Origin of the sequence: Streptomyces sp. NBC_00704 (assembly GCF_036226605.1) — a bacterium.
Taxonomy (GTDB): domain Bacteria; phylum Actinomycetota; class Actinomycetes; order Streptomycetales; family Streptomycetaceae; genus Streptomyces.
Map to the genome: position 1 here is coordinate 6,604,892 of NZ_CP109000.1, position 20,538 is coordinate 6,625,429.

15 protein-coding genes are annotated in these 20,538 nt (G+C 72.7%); 11 read left to right on the forward strand and 4 right to left on the reverse strand.

Translation table 11 applies throughout. The annotated features are described in order from the left end of the window. Positions 1-109 precede the first annotated feature (109 nt). Positions 110-853, forward strand: a complete 744-nt coding sequence (locus OG802_RS28670; protein WP_329415051.1) for an amino acid ABC transporter ATP-binding protein — start codon at positions 110-112, stop codon at positions 851-853. Positions 854-904: 51 nt separating this feature from the next. On the opposite strand, the gene OG802_RS28675 is transcribed toward OG802_RS28670, so the two are convergent. Beyond that, positions 905-2,473, reverse strand: coding sequence for an alpha/beta fold hydrolase (locus OG802_RS28675; RefSeq protein ID WP_329415053.1), 1,569 nt, complete (start codon positions 2,471-2,473; stop codon positions 905-907). Positions 2,474-2,552: 79 nt separating this feature from the next. Continuing rightward, entirely contained in the window at positions 2,553-3,299 is a 747-nt protein-coding gene (locus OG802_RS28680; RefSeq protein WP_329415055.1) for a hypothetical protein, read from the reverse strand. 142 nt (positions 3,300-3,441) lie between these two features. Here OG802_RS28680 and ggt point away from each other — a divergent pair, with 142 nt between their 5' ends. Next, positions 3,442-5,268: a gamma-glutamyltransferase gene (gene ggt / locus OG802_RS28685; RefSeq protein ID WP_329415057.1), complete on the forward strand. Its 1,827-nt coding sequence runs from the start codon at positions 3,442-3,444 to the stop codon at positions 5,266-5,268. A gap of 3 nt (positions 5,269-5,271) precedes the next feature. Here ggt and OG802_RS28690 read toward each other — a convergent pair whose 3' ends face one another. Both OG802_RS28690 and map read right to left on the reverse strand, forming a co-directional pair. Further along, on the reverse strand, positions 5,272-7,830 hold the full coding sequence (locus OG802_RS28690; RefSeq protein ID WP_329417471.1) for an ATP-dependent Clp protease ATP-binding subunit: 2,559 nt from the start codon (positions 7,828-7,830) through the stop codon (positions 5,272-5,274). A 509-nt stretch (positions 7,831-8,339) separates the two neighbouring features. After that, positions 8,340-9,110, reverse strand: a complete 771-nt coding sequence (gene map, locus OG802_RS28695; RefSeq protein ID WP_329415059.1) for a type I methionyl aminopeptidase — start codon at positions 9,108-9,110, stop codon at positions 8,340-8,342. 32 nt (positions 9,111-9,142) lie between these two features. On the opposite strand from map, the gene OG802_RS28700 reads away from it, so the two are divergent. From OG802_RS28700 to OG802_RS28740, 9 genes are all read left to right on the forward strand, one after another. Continuing rightward, the gene (locus OG802_RS28700) at positions 9,143-9,394 is read left to right on the forward strand and encodes a helix-turn-helix domain-containing protein (RefSeq protein WP_079658656.1); all 252 of its coding nucleotides are present in this window, start codon (positions 9,143-9,145) and stop codon (positions 9,392-9,394) included. Between the two features lie 144 nt (positions 9,395-9,538). After that, positions 9,539-11,065 carry a hypothetical protein gene (locus OG802_RS28705; protein WP_329415064.1) on the forward strand — a complete coding sequence of 509 codons (1,527 nt, stop codon included), beginning with the start codon at positions 9,539-9,541 and terminating at the stop codon, positions 11,063-11,065. 442 nt (positions 11,066-11,507) lie between these two features. Further along, positions 11,508-12,350: a nitrilase-related carbon-nitrogen hydrolase gene (locus OG802_RS28710; RefSeq protein WP_329415066.1), complete on the forward strand. Its 843-nt coding sequence runs from the start codon at positions 11,508-11,510 to the stop codon at positions 12,348-12,350. Beyond that, positions 12,347-13,630 (forward strand): aspartate aminotransferase family protein, encoded by a 1,284-nt coding sequence (locus OG802_RS28715; RefSeq protein WP_329415067.1) that lies wholly within the window; start codon positions 12,347-12,349, stop codon positions 13,628-13,630. The genes OG802_RS28710 and OG802_RS28715 overlap by 4 nt, the downstream gene beginning before the upstream one ends. Before the next feature lie 31 nt (positions 13,631-13,661). Then, on the forward strand, positions 13,662-15,245 hold the full coding sequence (locus OG802_RS28720; protein WP_329415070.1) for a PucR family transcriptional regulator: 1,584 nt from the start codon (positions 13,662-13,664) through the stop codon (positions 15,243-15,245). A 191-nt stretch (positions 15,246-15,436) separates the two neighbouring features. Continuing rightward, positions 15,437-16,279 (forward strand): nitrilase-related carbon-nitrogen hydrolase, encoded by an 843-nt coding sequence (locus OG802_RS28725; RefSeq protein WP_329415074.1) that lies wholly within the window; start codon positions 15,437-15,439, stop codon positions 16,277-16,279. Positions 16,280-16,373: 94 nt separating this feature from the next. After that, positions 16,374-17,777 (forward strand): dihydropyrimidinase, encoded by a 1,404-nt coding sequence (gene hydA, locus OG802_RS28730; protein ID WP_329415078.1) that lies wholly within the window; start codon positions 16,374-16,376, stop codon positions 17,775-17,777. 11 nt (positions 17,778-17,788) lie between these two features. Continuing rightward, positions 17,789-18,808 carry a TIGR03842 family LLM class F420-dependent oxidoreductase gene (locus tag OG802_RS28735; protein ID WP_329415080.1) on the forward strand — a complete coding sequence of 340 codons (1,020 nt, stop codon included), beginning with the start codon at positions 17,789-17,791 and terminating at the stop codon, positions 18,806-18,808. A gap of 153 nt (positions 18,809-18,961) precedes the next feature. Further along, complete coding sequence (locus OG802_RS28740) at positions 18,962-20,491, forward strand: NCS1 family nucleobase:cation symporter-1 (protein ID WP_329415081.1); 1,530 nt, start codon at positions 18,962-18,964, stop codon at positions 20,489-20,491. The last annotated feature ends 47 nt before the right edge of the window (positions 20,492-20,538 follow it).

Genomic DNA, 20,538 nt, shown 5'->3' on the forward strand with positions numbered 1-20,538 from the left:
TGCCGTAAATACGGCTAATGCCCGCAAAATGCGTGTCGCTTCTTCACCCTGTCCTTATGTGGATAGTTTGCGGCGACCACGACACAGCTGAGAGTGAGTAGGGCTGCGCATGGCCGTCGATCCGCTGATCGAGCTGCGTGACGTCAACAAGTACTTCGGGGAGCTGCATGTTCTGCAGGACGTCTCCCTCACGGTCGGCAGGGGGGAGGTGGTCGTGGTGATCGGCCCGTCGGGGTCGGGCAAGTCGACGCTGTGCCGTGCGATCAACCGGCTGGAGCCGATCGCGTCCGGCACGATCACCCTCGACGGGCAACCGCTGCCCGAGGAGGGCAAAGGCCTGGCGAGGCTGCGTTCCGAGGTCGGCATGGTCTTCCAGTCGTTCAACCTCTTCGCCCACAAGACGGTTTTGCAGAACATCTCGCTCGGGCAGGTGAAGGTCCGCCGGCGCAAGAAGGACGAGGCCGACCGGCGCTCGCGCGAACTGCTCGACCGGGTGGGTCTCGCCGACCAGGCCGACAAGTACCCCGCGCAGCTCTCCGGAGGCCAGCAGCAGCGCGTGGCCATCGCCCGCGCCCTCGCCATGGACCCCAAGGCGCTCCTCTTCGACGAGCCCACCTCCGCCCTCGACCCCGAGATGATCAACGAGGTGCTGGAGGTGATGCGGCAACTGGCCCGCGACGGCATGACCATGGTCGTCGTCACCCACGAGATGGGCTTCGCGCGCTCCGCCGCCAACCGGGTGCTCTTCATGGCCGACGGCCGCATCGTCGAGGACCGCACGCCCGAGGAGTTCTTCACCGACCCGCGCAGCGACCGCGCCAAGGACTTCCTGTCCAAGATCCTCAAGCACTGAACCCGGACGGCGGCAGCCGCGGGGCGCGTCCGCCCCGGCAGCGGCCGGAGATCACTGCTCGCGCAGCGGGACCGACACGTACGACGGGTCGCTCGCCGGCGAGGAGAAGGTCAGCCGCGCGCCGGAGGGGTTGTGCTCCATGTAGAGCGGGTCCACCGTGTCGACGACCAGGGCGAGCCGGTGCCCCGCCGGGACGTCGTAGGCCGTGGAGAGCATCTCCAGGTCGAGACCGAACGCCTTGCCGGGCGTGCGTCCGTGGAAGGTGTACGGCGCGTGGTCGACCAGCTTGCCGAGGCCGAGCGGCCCCACGTCGTACAGATAGGCGACGAGGGTGCCGCTCTCCTCGGTCGGGGTGACGGTGGTGTGCAACGTCGCCGCTCCCCGGACGCGCTGGACCGTGGCGTACTTCGGCGACTGCCACACCGCCGCCCAGCGGCGGGGGAGCAGCGGGATCGCGGCGACCGGCGGCAGCTTGGCGAACTGGTCGAGGATGCCGGAGAGGAACACCGTCCCGCCGTCCGCGCCGGAGTCGACGTTCGTGTGGACGGTGGCGGCGCCGGCGAGGGCGATCTTGCCGCGCGTCGCGCTCACCGACTTCCAGTCCGGGTACCCCTCGTACCCGCCTCCGGTACGGGACTTGAGGCGCACGGGCGCCTCACGGTCGACGCCGTTGTCCTCGCCCTTGAGGTAGTGGTCGAACCAGCGCTCGGTGTCCGTCCACACGTCGTTGGGCAGTCCGAAGAGTCCGGTGATCTCGGCGGTCGCGTGGTCGCCCGGGCGGAACTCCAGCCGCTTCGGGCCGGTCAGCTGCTCGTAGAAGGCGGCGGACTGGAGGGGCGGGAAGATGCTGTCGCCCCAGGCGCCGGCGAGCAGCACCGCCGTGCCGCTGCGGTTGAGCCGGTCTGCATAGGTCGCGGGGGAACGTTTCTTCCCCCAGGCGATCAGGTCCTTCTCCTTCGTCAGGTCGCCGGAGCGGAAGGCGGAGAGGACGGCCCGCGACTCGGCGCTCTCCCGCCCGGTCGCCGTGCCGGCCGTGTCGAGGACGGCGGCGGCCTGGAGGTGCTGGGTGCTGCCCGAGTAGATCGAGTCGATGAGGTCGCCCCAGCCGCTGAGCGAGGCGACGGCCCGCACGCGCGGGTCGTGGGCGGCCGCCAGGAGGCTGATCCCGGCGCCGTAGGAGACGCCCGCCATTCCGATGTGCCGGGCGTCGGCGGGGGTGTGGGCGAGGGCCCAGTCGACGACCTTGGAGGCGTCGGCCACGTCGTGCGGGCCCGCCACGTCGATCTCCCCGCCGGACTGCCAGAAGCCCCGCACGTTGTAACTGAGCACCACATAGCCCGCGTCGGCGAGCCGCTGTGCCTGCGCCAGGTATTCGACCTGCGGGAAGCCCCAGCTCGTCGGCAGCACGACGAGCGGGTAGCGGCGGGTTCCGTCGGCCCCGGCCGGGGTGACGACGTTGGCCTTGAGGACGGTCCCGCCGTCCCCGGCGATGTCGACGTAGCGCACGCCGTTCCCGGCGGCGTGGGCCGCGGGCGCCAGGCCCAGGACCCCGCCGGCGATCAGGGAGGCGGAGACGGCGCCCGCGGCGGTCGTGCGCAGAGCCCTGCGGTGCTGTCCCACGATTAACTCCTCAACTTCCCGCGTCACAAAGTGACCCGACGGTAACCGCAGGGGCGACCACGGGTAACCCGTCGGTAAGTTACGTGGGAGTAACGATTGTCGTCGCAGGCAGCGGGGTCCGGGCCGCACGCGTCACGTCGTCGACCAGCTCGACGACGTCGGGGCCGTACGCCTGAGAGTTGACGACCTTCAGCAGCAGGACGAAGGAGCCGTCGCCGTACTTGCGCGCCAGTCGCTCGTGGTGGCGGGCGAGGTAGCGGGTGGCCGCCTGGTTGGTGATCGCGCGCTGCCCGCAGAACAGGAACACCGGCCGCTCCCCGCGGCGCTGACCCACCGTCAGCCGGGCCAGCAGCACGTACTCGGTGACGCCAGGATCGATCCGGTAGTCCTCCCCGCCGATCCGGAACGCGCCGCGGTCCGGGCCGGGCTCGGCGTCGGCGTTCACCCGGACGCCCGGCAGCAGGGAGGAGAGGTGCGCCGCCATACGGCGGTTCGAGGACGGCCCGCCGACACAGAACTCCGTGCGGTCCCCGAAGCCCTGACGGGCCGTGTCGTGACCGACGACCTGGGCGTGGGCGTTGCAGTCCTTGATGAGCGCGGACAGCTCCAGCAGGGCGAACACGTCGTTGCGCATCACCGACAGCTCGGCGCCGCCCGCCTCCCGGTTCACCACGAGCAGCGACTCCGAGTTGTCCGGCAGCCCGAAGAACGCCTGCTTGCGCCGAAGTCTGCGCCTCCACAGACAGGTCCGCGCCACCCAGCCGAGCGCGGCGCTGACGGCCGCCGCTATGACGCCCAGGACGATGTTGCGCACGTCGTCGTTCATGGGCGCGCATGCTAGCGGGCCCACCGGCCCGAGGCGTACCCGTGTTCGAGGTGTGGCAGTCGTATGACAGTGCCTTGAAGGTGTCTGTCGGGGCCCCCCGAATGTGGTTACGCTGCGCGGACGGTTCGGACTGGAGGTACGGATGCGTCGCCCTGTCCCGCGGAAACTGTCGGTCCTGGCGGTCTCGGCCGCCGTCGTCGCCGTGGGGGCCGCGGCGCCGCCCAGCGCCGCGCCACCCGCCGCACAGCGGACGGCGGTCGCGAAGACGCCGGTCGCCGTCGGCTACGGCGGCGCCGTGGCCAGCGTCGACGCGGACGCCACGGCCGCCGGCATCGAGGTGCTGAGGAAGGGCGGCAACGCCGTCGACGCGGCCGTCGCCACCGCCGCGGCCCTCGGCGTCACCGAGCCCTACTCCTCCGGCGTCGGCGGAGGCGGCTACTTCGTCTACTACGACGCCAAGTCCCGTACCGTGCACACCATCGACGGCCGCGAGACCGCCCCGCTGACCGCGGACTCCGGCCTCTTCCTGGAGAACGGCAAGCCGCTCGCCTTCGCGGACGCCGTCACCAGCGGCCTCGGCGTCGGCACCCCGGGAACGCCCGCCACCTGGGCGACGGCACTGGGCAAGTGGGGCAGCCGACGGCTCGGCGCCGTCCTGCGGCCCGCCGAGCGCCTCGCCCGCGACGGCTTCACCGTCGACGACACCTTCCGCTCCCAGACCGCCGCCAACGAGACCCGCTTCCGTGCCTTCCCGGACACGGCGAAGCTGTTCCTGCCCGGCGGCCGGCTGCCCGTCGTCGGCTCCACCTTCAAGAACCCCGACCTCGCCCGCACCTACAAGGAGCTGGGCGCCAGGGGCGTCGACGCGATCTACCGCGGCGACCTCGGCAGGGACATCGTCGCCACGGTGAACCACCCGCCCGTGGACCCGGCTTCGGGCTGGAACGCCCGGCCCGGCGAACTGTCCGCCAAGGACCTCGCCGCCTACCGCGCCAAGCTCCAGGCGCCCACGAAGACCTCGTACCGCGGCCTCGGCGTCTACTCCATCGCGCCCTCGTCCTCGGGCGGCACCACGGTCGGCGAGGCGCTCAACATCCTGGAGCGCACGAACCTGGCGAAGGCGAGCGAGACGCGGTACCTGCACCGCTACATCGAGGCCAGCCGCATCGCGTTCGCCGACCGCGGGCGCTGGGTCGGCGACCCCGCCTTCGAGGACGTCCCCACCCGGCAGCTGCTGTCGCAGAGGTACGCCGACTCGCGCGCCTGCCTCATCAAGGACGACGCCGTGCTCACCAGCCCGCTCGCGCCCGGCGACCCGCGCCACCCGGCCGCCTGCGGCGCCGGCGGCACCGCGGCGCCCACGACCTACGAGGGCGAGAACACCACGCACCTCACCGTCGCCGACAAGTGGGGCGACGTCGTCTCCTACACCCTGACCATCGAGCAGACCGGCGGCAGCGGCATCACCGTGCCCGGCCGCGGCTTCCTGCTCAACAACGAACTGACGGACTTCTCCTTCGCCCCGGCCAGCCCGGCCGTCCACGACCCGAACCTGCCCGGCCCGGGCAAGCGGCCGCGCTCGTCGATCTCGCCGACCATCGTGCTCGACCGCCACGACAGGCCCGTCGTCGCGCTCGGCTCGCCCGGCGGCGCGACCATCATCACCACCGTGCTGCAGACCCTCACCGAGTTCCTCGACCGCGGCCTGCCGCTCGTCGACGCGATCGCCGCGCCGCGCGCGAGCCAGCGCAACGCGGCCCAGACGGAACTGGAGCCCGCCCTCTACGACGACACCAGCCCCACCGGTCTTCGGGCGCGCCTGGAGGCCCTCGGACACTCCTTCAAGCTCAACCCCGAGATCGGCGCGGCGACGGGCGTGCAGCGGCTGCCGAACGGCGAGTGGCTGGCCGCGGCCGAGACCGTACGGCGCGGCGGCGGTTCGGCCCAGGTGGTCCGCCCGGCGCGGTAGCGCTCAGAGTTCGGCGGTGGGGACGGGCGGCCGCGTGCGGAACGCGAGCCGCCCGTCCTCGACGTCCACCGTGATCCGGTCACCCTCCGCGACCCGGCCGTCCAGCAGCAGCCGGGAGAGCCGGTTGTCGACCTCGCGCTGGATCGTGCGGCGCAACGGCCGTGCCCCGTACTCGGGTTGGTAGCCGCGCTCGGCGAGCCAGTCGACGGCCGCCGCGGTGAAGTCGGCCGTGAGGCCCTGCGCCCGCACCAGTCGGCGCGTCTTCTCCAGCAACAGGTCGGTGATCCGCCGCAGTTGATCGGTCGTCAGCTGACGGAACACGACGATCTCGTCGATCCGGTTGAGGAACTCCGGCCGGAAGTGCTCGCGCAGCGGCCGCAGGATCCGCTCGCGCCGGGCCTCCTCGTCGGCGTCCGCGCCGCCGGGGCCGAAGCCGATGCCCGAGCCGCGCCGGGTGATCGCCTCCGAGCCCAGGTTGCTCGTCATCACGATGACCGTGTTGGTGAAGTCCACCGTGCGGCCCTGGGAGTCGGTGAGCCGGCCGTCGTCGAGGACCTGCAACAGGATGTTGAAGACGTCCGGGTGGGCCTTCTCCACCTCGTCCAGCAGGAGCAGCGAGTACGGGTGGCGGCGGACGACCTCGGTGAGCTGCCCCGCCTCCTCGTGGCCGACGTAGCCGGGCGGGGCGCCCACCAGACGGCTGACGGTGTGCCGTTCCTGGTACTCGCTCATGTCGAGGCGGACCATGCGCTCCTCGCTGCCGAACAGGGCCTCGGCGAGCGCGCGGGCCAGTTCCGTCTTGCCGACGCCGGTCGGGCCGAGGAACAGGAAGCTGCCGATCGGCCGGTCCGGACTGGCGAGCCCGGCGCGCGAGCGCAGCACCGCGTCCGCGACGACCCGTACGGCCTCCTCCTGGCCGACCACCCGCTCGTGCAGGTGCTCCTCCAGACCGAGCAGCCGGTCCTTCTCCTCCTGGGTCAGGCTCGCGACGGGGATGCCGGTCTGCCGGGACACGACCTCCGCGATCGCCTCCGCGGTGACCTCCAGGTCCCGGCCCTCGTCCACCGTGACCTCGTCGCCCGCCCGCGCGATGCGCTCCTTCAGCTCCGCGACGCGGTCGCGCAGCCGGGTGGCCTCCTCGTACTGCTCGTCCGCGACCGCCTGGTCCTTGTCCCGGACGAGCTGCTCGACCTCGCGCTCCATGGCCCGCACGTCGGTGCCCTTGGTGCGGGCGCCGAGCCGGACCCGGGCGCCCGCCTGGTCGATCAGGTCGATCGCCTTGTCGGGCAGGCGGCGGTCGGTGAGATAGCGGTCCGACAGCCCCACCGCCGCGTCGAGCGCGCCGTCGGTGTAGCGGACCTGGTGGTGGGCCTCGTAGCGGTCGCGCAGCCCGCGCAGGATCTCCAGGGCGTCCGCGACCGACGGCTCCGGCACGAGGATCGGCTGGAACCGCCGGGCGAGCGCCGCGTCCTTCTCGATGCGCCGGTACTCCTCCAGCGTCGTCGCGCCCACGATGTGCAGTTCGCCGCGGGCCAGCGCCGGCTTGAGGATGTTGCCGGCGTCCATCGAGCCGCTCTCGCCGCCCCCGCCCGCGCCGACGACCGTGTGCAGCTCGTCGATGAAGACGATCAGCCGGTCGGAGTGGGCGCGGATCTCGTCGACGATGGTGTTCAGCCGCTCCTCGAAGTCGCCCCGGAAGCGGGTGCCGGCGACCACGCCGGTGAGGTCCAGGGCGACCACCCGCCGGGCCTGGAGGACGTCGGGCACGTCCCCTTCCGCGATCCGCTGGGCCAGTCCCTCCACGACGGCGGTCTTGCCGACGCCCGCGTCGCCGATCAGCACCGGGTTGTTCTTGCCGCGCCGGGAGAGGACCTCGATGGTCTGCTCGATCTCGTCGTCGCGGCCGATCACCGGGTCTATCCGGCCCCGGGCGGCCAGTTCGGTGAGGTCGCGCCCGTACTTGTCCAGGGTGGGCGTGCCGGTCGCCTGCTGCCGGTCCGCGGCACGGGCCCCCGCCGGGGCTTCCGGGGGTTCGGGCGGCATGCCCGTGGAGGCGAACCGGGCCGCGTTGAGGATGTGCCCGGCCGCCGAGTCGGGGTTCGCGGCCAGCGCGCTGAGCACGTGCTCGGGGCCGATGTGCCCCGCGCCCCGGGAACGGGCGAGGTCGTGCGCGTCCAGCAGGGCGCGTTTGGCGGCCGGGGTGAGCGCCAGGGAGGTCGGCGCGGGAGCCTCGCCGGGCGGGTGCCGGGCCGGGCCCGAGCGCTCGTCGATCTCCGTCGCCAGCGAGTCGGGGTCGGCGCCGGCCCGGCTGAGCAGGCTGCGGGTCGGCTCCGCCGTGAGGGCCGCGCGCAGCAGGTGCTCGGTGTCCAGGTCCCTGCTGCCGTGCTCGGCGGCGTACTGGGCCGCGCCGCGGACGAGGTCTCTCGCCGGCTGGCTGAGGAGCCGGCCTATGTTGATCTGACGGGGGCCGGGGCGCGGCCCGCCGAAGAAGCGGGCCAGGAACTCGCCGTAGGGGTCTCCGTAGTCGCCGTAGCCCTCCGGGGCGTCGAAGCCGTTGGTCATGGCGTTCCGTTCCATGGACGTGCGATGCGCTGCGCTGCCGGGTGCCCTCGGCTGGGGCGGACACACCCACCTTCGCACGCCCGCCGACCGCGGGCACGCGCAGGAACACCCGCGAACGTCAGGCCCGGCGGGCGACCAGCCACGGCGCCCCGCGACGCCCCGCGCCGGGCCAGGTGTCCCGTGCCCGGCCGGGTGTCCCATGCCTCCGGGGCGACGCGAGCGCCGGTGGCGTCCCGCCGCGGGGGTGGTGTCCCGCGAGGGTCGCCCCGTGCCCCTGGGATGCCGTGACCACCTGTGGCGCCCCACCTGGCGGTGGCGGGGGCGGCCCACGTGCGGTGGTGTCGCGCGTGGTGGGGGCGGCCCCGTGCCCGGGGGGTGACGCGACAGCCCGTGGCGTGCGCGGTGCCGTGGTTCCCGCGGGGCGGGGGTTGCCGCGTGCCGGGGGCGACGCGAGCGCCTGTCGTCGGCGTGGCGGTGGGGCCCGCGTGCCGGGGGCGTTCCCGGTGGTCTCAGCCCCGCTGGGTGAGCACGCGGGGGCCGTTGTCCGTGATGGCCACCGTGTGTTCCGTGTGGGCCGCTCTGGAGCCGTCGTTGGTGCGCAGGGTCCAGCCGTCGGGAGCGACGTGGTAGTCGTCGCCGCCGCCGGCGATCAGCATCGGCTCGATGGCGATGACCATGCCGTGGCGCAGCGGCAGGCCCCGGCCGGGCCGGCCCTCGTTCGGGATCGCCGGGTCCTCGTGCATGCGGCGGCCCACGCCGTGGCCCCCGAAGTCGTCCATGATCCCGTACCCGGCGCCCCGGCAGACCGTGCCGATCGCGTGCGCGATGTCGCCCACGCGGTTGCCGACGAGGGCCGCCCCGATTCCGGCGGCGAGCGCGCGCTCGGCGGTCTCGACGAGCCGGACGTCCTGCGGGCGGGCCCGGCCCACGGTGAAGCTGATCGCGGAGTCGCCCACCCAGCCGTCCAGCTCGGCGCCGCAGTCGATCGACACCAGGTCGCCGTCGCGCAGCCGGTGGCGGGTGGGGACGCCGTGCACGATCGCGTCGTTCACGGAGGCGCAGATCACCGCGGGGAAGGGCGTGGGCGCGAAGGACGGGCGGTAGCCGAGGAAGGGCGACGACGCCCCCGCCTCCCGCAGCACGTCGTGCGCCACCTCGTCCAGCTCCAGCAGGGACACGCCCACGTCGGCGGCTTCGCGCACGGCCGTCAGGGCTCGCGCCACGACCTGGCCCGCCTCGTACATGGCGTCGATCGATGTGTCCGTCTTCAGCTCTACCATTCCAATTACTATACCGGTATTAGAATGGTGTCATGGTGCGCACCCCCTTGACCCCCGAAGAGCGCGAACGCGGCGAGCGGCTCGGACGGCTGCTGCGCGAGGCGCGCGGCGGCCGGAGCATGACCGAGATCGCGGCGAGCGCGGGCATCTCCGCCGAGACCCTCCGCAAGATCGAGACCGGACGGGCGCCGACCCCGGCCTTCTTCACGGTCGCCGCCCTGGCCCGTGTGCTCGGCCTGTCCATGGACGAGCTGGCGGGGCTGTGCGCGCTCGCCCCCGTCTGACGCCGGGATCCCCGCGGTCTCGCCCGGCTCGGGGACCCGCGGTGACCGGGTCGCGTCCGCTTCGAAAACTCCCCGTAGCCCCGCTGTAACACAACTGGTGTTCGCTACGAAGCGGAGTGTTCCGGTCGGGGCGGGAGTCCAGCGATGACTGTGCATCAACTCCCGGGCCGGGTGCGGGAGTTCGTGAACCACCTGAACGGAGTGCTGGCACGCCTGGACCAGGGCGCCGGCTGGTGCGCGGTGTTCTGGCAGCGCGACCCGGACGGCATGCGGGCCTGCCTGGACGGACGTGAGGTGCCGCCCTGGGACGTGGTGGAGGCTCTCCTCCAGGATGTCGCGGCCGCATACGGTTCCCCGGTCGCCGAGCAGGAGACGCGACGGCTGTGGCTCCTGCACGCCGGCGCGCTCGCCGCCCACGACGCCCGTCCCGGCGGCCGCGACGCCCTCGGGGACCGGCTCGACGTCATGCTCCGCGAGCAGCGCTACGCCTCCGACCGGCTCGCCGGCCTCGGCCGCCGTCTCGCCTCCGCGGCCACCCACGAGCAGGCCGACGCCGTCCGCCTCGACCTCGCCTGGGCCCGCGACGACCACGACCGCGCCACCGCCCGCTGCGCCGAGCTGCGCCACCGCATGGCGGCCCTGGACCGCCTCCCCGCTGTCCCCCCGCCGTCACCCCATCCCGTCCGACCGGCCGCCCGTGAGACCCCCTCCGGTCACGCCGCCCCGGACGCCCACGACACCCCGTCCGGCCATGACGCCCGGGAGGGGTTCGACGACGATCCTCAGCGCGCCGATGCCGATGCCGGGGCCGGTGCTCGTCCCGGGACCGGTGCAGATGGCATGACGGTGCGGCCTCGGGCCGGTGACGGCGGCTCGCCCTCCGTCGCCCATGACGCCGCCGCGCCGGACCCCGTGCTCAGGCAGCGCAAGCGGCGTCGGGGCAGTGCCCGGTTCGCCGGTCTGGCGGACGACGACGTGACCCCCCTGGCCGTTCCGCCCGCCGCGGAACCGGCGGCGACCGCGCCCGCCGTACCCGCCCGCCGCACGCTGCGCGGCGCCCGCTTCGCCGGAGCCGCCGGACGTGCCGAGCGCGTCGAACGCGTGGAGCGCGACGCCGAGCCGCGGCGCGAGCCGCTGGACGCGGCCGCGCGGCGGGAGACCGTCGAGGCGGTGGAGCGGCTGCTGCGGCTGCGCGCCGAGGGACGCAGCGGCGAGGCGCACGCCCTGCTGGTGGAGCTGGCCGGCTGGCCGGCCGCCCGCATCCCGCTGCTCGCGGCGGAGTTGCAGCGCACCGGCCTCGCGGCCGACTGGACGACCCTGCTCTGGGAGGCGGCCTCCCTGCCGCCCGACCGGCTCGTCGCCGCGGCCGACGCGCTGGCCGCGGTGGGGCGCGCCGACGACGGCGAGCAGATCCTGCGGCAGGGCGTCGCCCGTCCGGCCGCCGAGATCGGGCAGGCCGTCCTCGCCCTGGTCGGGGAGGACCGGCGGCGGGAGGCCCGCGCCCTGCTCGACGCCTACGTCCGGGTCCGCACCCCGGAGGAGGCAGCCCGCAGCGCGGCCCCGGACCCGCGGGCCCTTGTCCCGCTGCTGTTGGAGGCCGCGCGTGCCGTTTCCGAGGAGCGTCGGTGGGATCTGGTGCACGCGCTCAGGGTCGCCGGGTTCACCGCCTGAGCCGCCCGTGCGGGGTGCCGCGCCTGCGTGAGATGTCCGGTCAGGGGAGCGGCCCCGGACCCGCGGGCCCTTGTCCCGCTGCTGTTGGAGGCCGCTCGCGCCGTTTCCGAGGAGCGCCGGTGGGATCTGGTGCACGCGCTCAGGGTCGCCGGGTTCACCGCCTGAGCCGCCCGTGCGGGGTGCCGCGCCTGCGTGAGATGTCCGGTCAGGGGAGCGGCCGCGCGGTCCGCCCGCGCCCGGTCCCGTGGTCCGCCCGTGCCGCCGACGCGGTCCGCGCTGGGCCGGACGCCGCGCGACTCACCCACAGGAGTGTGAAACGCGATCGTCTCCGCGGGTTGACGACGATGGTCTTGGCAAGCCCGTCCAGGAGGCTTACGTTCGTCCCTCTACGACCTTCGTCTACGGGCGTAGAGGCTCTGACGTCCTGTCGAAGGAGCAGCTCATGGCCAACGTCGTACGTGCCGCACTGGTCCAGGCCACCTGGACCGGCGACACCGAGTCCATGGTGGCGAAACACGAGGAGCACGCCCGCGAGGCGGCCCGCCGGGGCGCGAAGATCATCGGGTTCCAGGAGGTCTTCAACGCTCCGTACTTCTGTCAGGTCCAGGAGCCGGAGCACTACCGCTGGGCCGAGCCGGTCCCCGACGGGCCGACCGTGCGCCGGATGCAGGAGCTGGCTCGTGAGACGGGCATGGTCGTCGTCGTCCCGGTCTTCGAGGTCGAGCAGTCCGGTTTCTACTACAACACCGCCGCCGTGATCGACGCGGACGGCTCCTACCTCGGCAAGTACCGCAAGCACCACATCCCGCAGGTGAAGGGCTTCTGGGAGAAGTACTACTTCCGGCCGGGCAACGCCGGCTGGCCCGTCTTCGACACCGCCGTCGGCAAGGTCGGCGTCTACATCTGCTACGACCGCCACTTCCCCGAGGGCTGGCGGCAACTCGGCCTCCAGGGCGCGCAGTTGGTGTACAACCCGTCCGCCACCCACCGCGGTCTGTCCGCCCACCTGTGGCAGCTGGAGCAGCCGGCGGCCGCCGTCGCCAACGAGTACTTCGTCGCCGCGATCAACCGCGTCGGCGTCGAGGAGTACGGCGACAACGACTTCTACGGGACCTCGTACTTCGTCGACCCGCGCGGCAAGTTCGTCGGCGACGTCGCGAGCGACAAGGACGAGGAACTCGTCGTCCGCGACCTCGACTTCGACCTCGTCGAGGAGGTCCGTCAGCAGTGGGCCTTCTACCGGGACCGCCGCCCCGACGCCTACGACGGGCTGGTGCAGCCGTGAGCGAACTCCACGACCGCCACCGCCTCGTCCTGCCCGACTGGCTCGCCCTCTACTACGAGAACCCGCTGGAGATCACCCACGGGGAGGGCCGGCACGTCTGGGACGCCGAGGGGAACAAGTACCTCGACTTCTTCGGCGGCATCCTCACCACGATGACCGCGCACGCGCTGCCCGAGGTCACCAAGGCGGTCGGCGAGCAGGCCGGGCGCATCGTCCACTCCTCCACGCTCTACCTCAACCGGCCCATGGTCGAGCTGGCCGAGCGGATCGCGCACGTCAGCGGCATCCCCGACGCCCGCGTCTTCTTCACCACGTCCGGCACCGAGGCCAACGACACGGCGCTGCTGCTCGCCACGGCCTTCCGGCGCAGCAACACCGTCCTGGCCATGCGCAACAGCTACCACGGGCGTTCCTTCAGCGCGGTCGGCATCACCGGCAACCGCGGCTGGTCGCCGACCTCGCTGTCCCCGCTCCAGACGCTGTACGTGCACGGCGGGGTGCGCGGCCGCGGCCCGTTCGCGCACCTCGACGACGCGGCGTTCATCGACGCCTGCGTCGCGGACCTGAAGGACCTGCTGGGGCACACCCGCGCGCCCGCGGCCCTGATCGCCGAGCCCGTCCAGGGGGTCGGCGGCTTCACGTCGCCGCCGGACGGTCTGTACGCGGCCTTCCGCGAGGTGCTGGACGCGCACGGCATCCTGTGGATCGCCGACGAGGTGCAGACCGGCTGGGGCCGCACCGGCGACCACTTCTGGGGCTGGCAGGCGCACGCCCGCAACGGTCCGCCGGACATCGTCACCTTCGCCAAGGGCATCGGCAACGGCATGTCCGTCGGCGGGGTCGTCGCCCGCTCCGAGATCATGAACTGCCTGGACGCCAACAGCATCTCCACCTTCGGCGGCACCCAGGTCACCATGGCCGCCGCCCTCGCCAACCTCTCCTACCTGCTGGAGCACGACCTCCAGGGCAACGCGCGCCGGGTCGGCGGACTGCTCATCGAGCGGCTGCGGGCCGTCGCCGCCCAGGATCCGGGCGTGCGGGAGGTGCGCGGGCGCGGGCTGATGATCGGCGTCGAGCTGACCCGTCCCGGCACCGGCCTGGCCGACCCCGACCGCGCGTCCGCCGTGCTGGAGGCCGCACGTGAAGGGGGCCTGCTGATCGGCAAGGGCGGCGGCCACGACACGAGCGCGCTGCGCATCGCCCCGCCGCTGTCCCTGACCGTGGCGGAGGCCGAGGAGGGCGCCGCCGTCCTCGAAGGCGCGCTGAGGAGCACGCAGTAGCGCACGGCCTGAGCCAAGGGAACACACGCCAATGACCATCGCCCTGGATCCCTGGGGTCCCGTGGAGCCGCTGGAGCCCGCACTGTCGGTCCGTCAGGTCCTGGCCCTGGAAAGGGTGCTGGCGGGGGAGCCCGAGGTGGTGGCCGGCGCGTCGCAGCTCGACCGGCCGGTGCGCTGGGTGCACGTCGCCGAGGCGGCCGACGTCGGCGTGATGCTCAGCGGCGGGGAGATGGTCCTGACCACCGGAGTGCTGCTCGCCGGCGACGACACCGCGCAGACCGAGTACATCCGCTCCCTGCACCGCGCGGAGGCCGCGGCCGTCGTGCTGGGCCTCGGCCGGGCCTTCCCCACCGCGCCGGACGTGATGCGGCGCGCCGCCGAGCGGTGCGGACTGCCGATGGTGGTCCTGCACCGCCCGTTCCCCTTCGCCGAGCTGACCGAGGAGGTCCAGTCCCGGCTGGTGCGGCGCAAGTTCGCCGCCGTCAGCCTCTCGGAGGCCGTGCGGACCGCGCTGACGGCCCTGATCACCGCGGGCGCCCCGCTGCAACGGCTGCTCGACGAGATCGCCCAGCACGCCGCCTGCCCCGTCGTCGTCACCAACCTCGCCCACCGGGTGCTGGCCACGGCGGGGGAGCGCTCGGCGGTCGACGACGTGCTGCGGGACTGGGAGCGCATCGCCCGCCAGGCCGGAGGCAGCGAGGGCGACGGCTGGATCCGCGCCGAGCTGGGCGGACGCGGCGAACGGTGGGGGCAGATCATGCTCTGCGGCCACCGCGGCGACACCGCGGGCGGACGGCTGCTCGCGGACCGGGCGGCCGAGGCCCTCGTCCTGCACCGCATGCTCGGCGGGGCCGCCGCCCACTCGTGGGAGGAGCAGTCCGCGCAGAGTCTGCTCACCGACCTGGTCTCCGGCGTCGTGCCGGCCCGCCATCTGCTGCCCCGGGCCCGGGCGGCCGGCCTGCCCGTCAACCGGCGCACCTTCGTGCCGCTCGTCGTGCGCGACCGCGACCCGGCCCGCATCGAGCGCACGCTGCGGCTGCTGGGCCTGCCGGGGCTGGTCGCCGAACTCGCCGACGGGGCCACCGCCGTCCTGCTCAGCCTCGCCCGCGACCAGGACGCCGAGGCGCTCGCCGTCCGCTTCGCGGCCCGGCTGCGCACCGAGTCGGGCAAGCCCCGCACCGTCGTCGCGGCGGCCGGCCCGCGCACCGCGTGGGACGAGGTGCCGGCCGGGCTGCGCGAGGCCCAGCACGTCGCCGACGCCGTGGCCGACTCCGCGGCCGCGCTCGACCTCCCGGCCGTCGTCCGGCTCAGGGACGTCCATCTGCGGGGCCTGGTACGGCTGTTGCGGGACGACCCGCATGTGCAGTCGTTCGCCGAGCGCGAGCTGGACGGGCTGCTGTGCGCGGCCGGCGACGACCTGCTCGCCGTCCTGCGGACCTATCTGGCCACCGGCCGCAACAAGTCCCGCACCGCACAGCTCCACCACGTGTCGCGGCCCGCGCTGTACCGGCGGCTGGAGGCCATAGAGGGCCGGCTCGGCGTGGACCTCGACGACTTCGAACAGGCCGCCTCGGTGCACATCGCGCTCCTCGCGCACGACGCGCAGCAAAGCTGACCCTCGCCCGGGAAAGCGACCCGGAAACGACCCGGAAACATGGAACGACCTGGGAAAACGGTGATGATGCATGGGGCGTCGAAGACGTGACACGGTGGCACGCCGGACGCCCTCAGGCGTGACAACGTGCCACTCAGAGCGGACCGGCGGGCTTCCTAGGCTCCTCGTACACCGAGCGACCGGAGGTCCCGATGAGCCAAGTGATCCGTGCCGCCGTCTTCCAGACGGCCTGGACCGGCGACAAGGAATCGATGATCCAGGTCCACGAGCAGGCGGTCCGCGACGCGGCCGCGCAGGGCGCTCGCATCCTGTGCTTCCAGGAGCTGTTCTACGGGCCGTACTTCTGCCAGGTCCAGGACCCGCAGTTCTACGAGTACGCCGAGCGGATCCCGGACGGGCCGATCGTGCGGAGGTTCCAGGCGCTCGCCGAGGAGTACGGCATCGTGCTGGTGCTGCCGATGTACGAGGAGGAGCAGCCGGGCGTCCTCTACAACACCGCCGCCGTGATCGACGCGGACGGCTCCTACCTGGGCAAGTACCGCAAGCACCACATCCCGCAGGTGAAGGGCTTCTGGGAGAAGTTCTACTTCCGGCCCGGGAACGCGGGCTGGCCGGTCTTCGAGACGGCGGTCGGCAAGGTCGGCGTCTACATCTGCTACGACCGCCACTTCCCCGAGGGGTGGCGGGCGCTGGGGCTGGAGGGCGCGGAGATCGTCTTCAACCCGTCGGCGACCTCGCGCGGCCTGTCCGCCTACCTGTGGCAGCTGGAGCAGCCGGCGGCAGCGGTCGCCAACGAGTACTTCGTCGCCGCGATCAACCGGGTCGGCGTGGAGGAGCTCGGCGACAACGACTTCTACGGGACGTCGTACTTCGTGGACCCGGAGGCCCAGTTCGTCGGGGAGGTGGCGAGCGACAAGGAGAGCGAACTCGTCGTCCGCGACCTGGACATGGCCAAGCTGCGCGAGGTGCGCGACCGCTGGCAGTTCTACCGGGACCGCCGCCCCGACGCCTACCCCCCGCTCACCGCGCCGTAACCGGCCGCAGCCGCCGCCGGTCCGGTGCGCGGGGGCCGGGCCGGCGGCGCCCTCCGGGCACGACACCAGTGTTGAACACGGCAGGAGAGGGAGTATGAGCAGCCGAACCGTCATCCGGGGTGGTCTCGTCATCACCGCGTCCGACGAGATCCACGCCGACGTCCTGATCGAGGACGGCCGGATCGCCGCCCTCGCCGCCTCCGGCACCCCGGCCGCCGCGGCCTGGACCGCCGAGCGGGTCGTCGACGCCACCGGGAAGTACGTCATCCCGGGCGGGGTCGACGTCCACACCCACATGGAGCTGCCGTTCGGCGGCACCTCCGCCTCCGACACCTTCGAGACCGGCACCCGGGCGGCCGCCTGGGGCGGCACGACGACCATCGTGGACTTCGCGGTGCAGAGCGTCGGGCGCGGCCTGCGCGAGGGCCTCGACGCCTGGCACGCCAAGGCGGAGGGCAACTGCGCGATCGACTACGGCTTCCACATGATCGTCTCCGACGTGAACCAGGACACGCTCAAGGAGATGGACCTGCTGGTGCAGGAAGGCGTCACCTCCTTCAAGCAGTTCATGGCCTACCCCGGCGTCTTCTACAGCGACGACGGCCAGATCCTGCGCGCCATGCAGCGCTCCGCCGAGAACGGCGGGCTGATCATGATGCACGCGGAGAACGGCATCGCCATCGACGTCCTCGTCGAGCAGGCGCTGGCCCGCGGCGAGACCGACCCGAGGTACCACGGCGAGGTCCGCAAGGCCCTCCTGGAGGCCGAGGCCACCCACCGCGCCATCAGGCTCGCGCAGGTCGCCGGGGCCCCGCTGTACGTGGTGCACGTGTCGGCGACGGAGGCCGTCGCGGAATTGGCCCGCGCGCGCGACGAAGGGCTGCCCGTCTTCGGCGAGACCTGTCCGCAGTACCTGTTCCTGTCCACGGACAACCTCGCCGAGCCCGGCTTCGAGGGCTCCAAGTACGTGTGCTCCACACCCCTGCGGCCCAGGGAGCACCAGGCCGCACTGTGGCGGGGCCTGCGCACCAACGACCTCCAGGTCGTCTCCACCGACCACTGCCCCTTCTGCTTCGTGGGCCAGAAGGAACTCGGCCGGGGCGACTTCTCGAAGATCCCCAACGGTCTGCCGGGCGTCGAGAACCGCATGGACCTGCTCCACCAGGCCGTCGTCGACGGGCACATCAGCCGCCGCCGCTGGATCGAGATCGCCTGCGCCACCCCGGCCCGCATGTTCGGCATGTACCCCAAGAAGGGCACCCTCGCCCCGGGTGCCGACGCCGACGTCGTCATCTACGACCCGCACGCCGAACAGGTCGTCTCCGCCGAGACCCACCACATGAACGTCGACTACTCGGCGTACGAGGGCAAACGGCTCACCGGCCGCGTCGAGACGGTCCTGTCGCGCGGCGAACTCGTCATCACCGAGCGGGAGTACACCGGACGCGCCGGTCACGGCGTCTACACCCCGCGCTCCACCTGCCAGTACCTCGACTAGGAGCAGCGCACATGGACTTCGGACTCGTCCTGCAGACCGACCCGCCGGCCTCACGCGTCGTCGAGCTGATGCAGCGCGCCGAGCACAACGGCTTCACCCACGGCTGGACCTTCGACTCCGCCGTGCTCTGGCAGGAGCCGTTCGTGATCTACAGCCAGATCCTGGCCAACACGAGCAGGCTGACGGTCGGCCCGATGGTGACGAACCCCGGCACCCGCACCTGGGAGGTCACCGCCTCCACCTTCGCCACCCTCAACGACATGTTCGGCAACCGCACGGTGTGCGGCATCGGCCGCGGCGACTCCGCGATGCGCGTCGCCGGCCGCGCCCCGAACACGCTGGCCCGGATCAGCGAGGCCATGAAGGTCATCCGGGCGCTCGGCTCGGGCCGGGAGGCCGACCTCGGCGGCACGGTCGTCCGGTTCCCCTGGATCAGGGAAGACGCGCACCTGCCCGTGTGGATGGCCGCCTACGGCCCCAAGGCGCTGAAGATGACCGGCGAGGAGGCCGACGGCTTCATCCTCCAGCTCTCCGACCTCTACCTCACCGAGTACATGGTGAAGGCCGTCAAGGACGCCGCCGTCGCCGCCGGACGCGACCCGTCCGAGGTGAAGATCTGCGTCGCCGCCCCGGCCTACGTCACCGAGGACGACTCGCCGGGGGCGCTCGCCCACGCGCGGGAGCAGTGCCGCTGGTTCGGCGGCATGGTCGGCAACCACGTCGCCGACCTCGTGTCCAAGTACGGCGCGCACTCCGCCGCCGTCCCCGACGAACTCACCGACTACATCAAGTCCCGTGAGGGGTACGACTACTCGCACCACGGGCGGGCCGACAACCCCGACACCGCGTTCGTGCCCGACGAGATCGTCGACCGGTTCTGCGTCATCGGACCGGTCGCCAAGCACATCGAGAAGCTGACGGCGCTGCGCGAGCTGGGCGTCGACCAGTTCGCCCTCTACGACATGCACGACGCCCAGGAGGCCACCATCGACGCCTACGGCGCGACCGTCATCCCCGCCGTCAGCGGCTGACCCGGCCCGTCCCCAGGGGCCCGCCCACCCGCCTTCAGGCGCAACTCCCCAACCCCCCACTCCTGTTCTCCCCTCCTCCACCTCCCCGGAGGAGGGGACCCGGAGACCCCGCACGGCCTTTCCGGATCCGCCCCTCGTTTGATTGGCCTGCTCATGACCGACACCGCTCCCACGGCCATACCCCTGGCCGGCCAAGTCACCCGTCCCGACGGACGCGTGGAGCTCGCCCCGGGCTCACCGCCGCCCAGCGGCCCCTACGCCAACGAGGACCTGCTCCCGGTCCCCGTGGAGAAGCGCACCTGGACCACGTACAACTTCTCCGCGCTGTGGGTCGGCATGGCCCACAACACGGCGTCGTGGACCCTGGCCTCCGGTCTGATCGCCGTCGGCATGGACTGGAAGCAGGCGGTGTTCACCATCGGCCTGGCCAACCTCATCGTGCTGGTCCCGATGCTGCTCACCGGGCACGCGGGGCCGAAGTACGGCATCCCCTTCCCGGTCTTCGCCCGCGCCTCCTTCGGCGTGCGCGGCGCCAACCTGCCCGCCGTCGTACGGGCGTTGGTGGCGTGCGGCTGGTTCGGCATCCAGACCTGGATCGGCGGCGAGGCGATCTTCTTCCTCGCCGGGAAGCTGATCGGCAACGGCTGGGCCGACGCCGGGACGATCGGCGGCCACCCCTGGACCATGTGGCTGTCGTTCGCGATCTTCTGGGCGATCCAGGTCGCGATCATCTACCGGGGCATGGAGACCATCCGCCGCTTCGAGAACTGGGCCGCGCCCTTCGTCCTCGTCGGCGCGCTCGTGATGCTGATCTGGATGAGCGACAAGGCGGGCGGGTTCGGCCCGCTGCTGGACCAGCCCTCCGAGCTGGGCTGGGGCGGCGACTTCTGGAAGCTGTTCTGGCCGTCGCTGATGGGCATGATCGGCTTCTGGTCGACGCTGTCGCTGAACATCCCCGACTTCACCCGCTACGGCCGGTCGCAGAAGGCGCAGACCTGGGGACAGGCGCTCGGCCTTCCCACGACGATGACGCTGTTCGCGCTGCTGTCGGTGCTGGTCACCTCCGGCTCGCAGGCCGTGTACGGCAAGGCCGTCTGGGACCCGGTACAGCTCGCCGCCAAGACGGACAACGTCTTCGGGCTGCTGTTCGCGCTGGTGACCGTGCTGGTGGCGACCCTGTCGGTGAACGTCGCCGCCAACCTCGTCTCGCCCGCCTTCGACTTCTCCAACATCGCGCCCCGCAGGATCAGTTTCCGCACCGGCGCCCTGGCGACCTGCGTCCTGGGCGTGCTGATCTTCCCGTGGAAGCTGTACTCCGACCCGCAGGGCTACATCTTCACCTGGCTCGGCCTGGTGGGCGGTCTGCTCGGCACGGTCGCCGGCATCCTCATCGCCGACTACTGGATCCTGCGCCGCGGCAGGCTCGACCTGGCCGACCTGTACCGCGCGGGCGGCCGCTACTGGTACGAGGCCGGCTGGAACTGGCGGGCCGTGGCCGCCTTCGTCGCCGGCGGCGTCCTCGCCGTCGGCGGCGCCAGTCTCAAGCCGCTGATCGACGGCCGGCCCGTCCCGGCGCTGGAGCCCCTCGCCGACTACGGCTGGGCGGTCGGCCTGGGCACCTCCACCGTCGTCTACCTGGCCCTGATGCTGCTGCGCGGCCGCCGGGAGGAGACCGCCGGCTGACCGGCGGGACGGCCCGCGCACGGAGAACGGCCGCAGGAGCGCGCACG

What these genes read in the sequence shown, in the direction of transcription:
- OG802_RS28710 (WP_329415066.1), top strand. Translation starts at nt 11,508, where the DNA reads ATGGCCAACGTCGTACGTGCCGCACTGGTCCAGGCCACCTGGACCGGC.
- OG802_RS28725 (WP_329415074.1), top strand. Translation starts at nt 15,437, where the DNA reads ATGAGCCAAGTGATCCGTGCCGCCGTCTTCCAGACGGCCTGGACCGGC.
- hydA (WP_329415078.1), top strand. Translation starts at nt 16,374, where the DNA reads ATGAGCAGCCGAACCGTCATCCGGGGTGGTCTCGTCATCACCGCGTCC.
- OG802_RS28740 (WP_329415081.1), top strand. Translation starts at nt 18,962, where the DNA reads ATGACCGACACCGCTCCCACGGCCATACCCCTGGCCGGCCAAGTCACC.
- OG802_RS28735 (WP_329415080.1), top strand. Translation starts at nt 17,789, where the DNA reads ATGGACTTCGGACTCGTCCTGCAGACCGACCCGCCGGCCTCACGCGTC.
- OG802_RS28680 (WP_329415055.1), bottom strand. Translation starts at nt 3,299, where the DNA reads ATGAACGACGACGTGCGCAACATCGTCCTGGGCGTCATAGCGGCGGCC.
- OG802_RS28705 (WP_329415064.1), top strand. Translation starts at nt 9,539, where the DNA reads ATGACTGTGCATCAACTCCCGGGCCGGGTGCGGGAGTTCGTGAACCAC.
- map (WP_329415059.1), bottom strand. Translation starts at nt 9,110, where the DNA reads ATGGTAGAGCTGAAGACGGACACATCGATCGACGCCATGTACGAGGCG.
- ggt (WP_329415057.1), top strand. Translation starts at nt 3,442, where the DNA reads ATGCGTCGCCCTGTCCCGCGGAAACTGTCGGTCCTGGCGGTCTCGGCC.
- OG802_RS28690 (WP_329417471.1), bottom strand. Translation starts at nt 7,830, where the DNA reads ATGACCAACGGCTTCGACGCCCCGGAGGGCTACGGCGACTACGGAGAC.
- OG802_RS28720 (WP_329415070.1), top strand. Translation starts at nt 13,662, where the DNA reads ATGACCATCGCCCTGGATCCCTGGGGTCCCGTGGAGCCGCTGGAGCCC.
- OG802_RS28670 (WP_329415051.1), top strand. Translation starts at nt 110, where the DNA reads ATGGCCGTCGATCCGCTGATCGAGCTGCGTGACGTCAACAAGTACTTC.
- OG802_RS28700 (WP_079658656.1), top strand. Translation starts at nt 9,143, where the DNA reads ATGGTGCGCACCCCCTTGACCCCCGAAGAGCGCGAACGCGGCGAGCGG.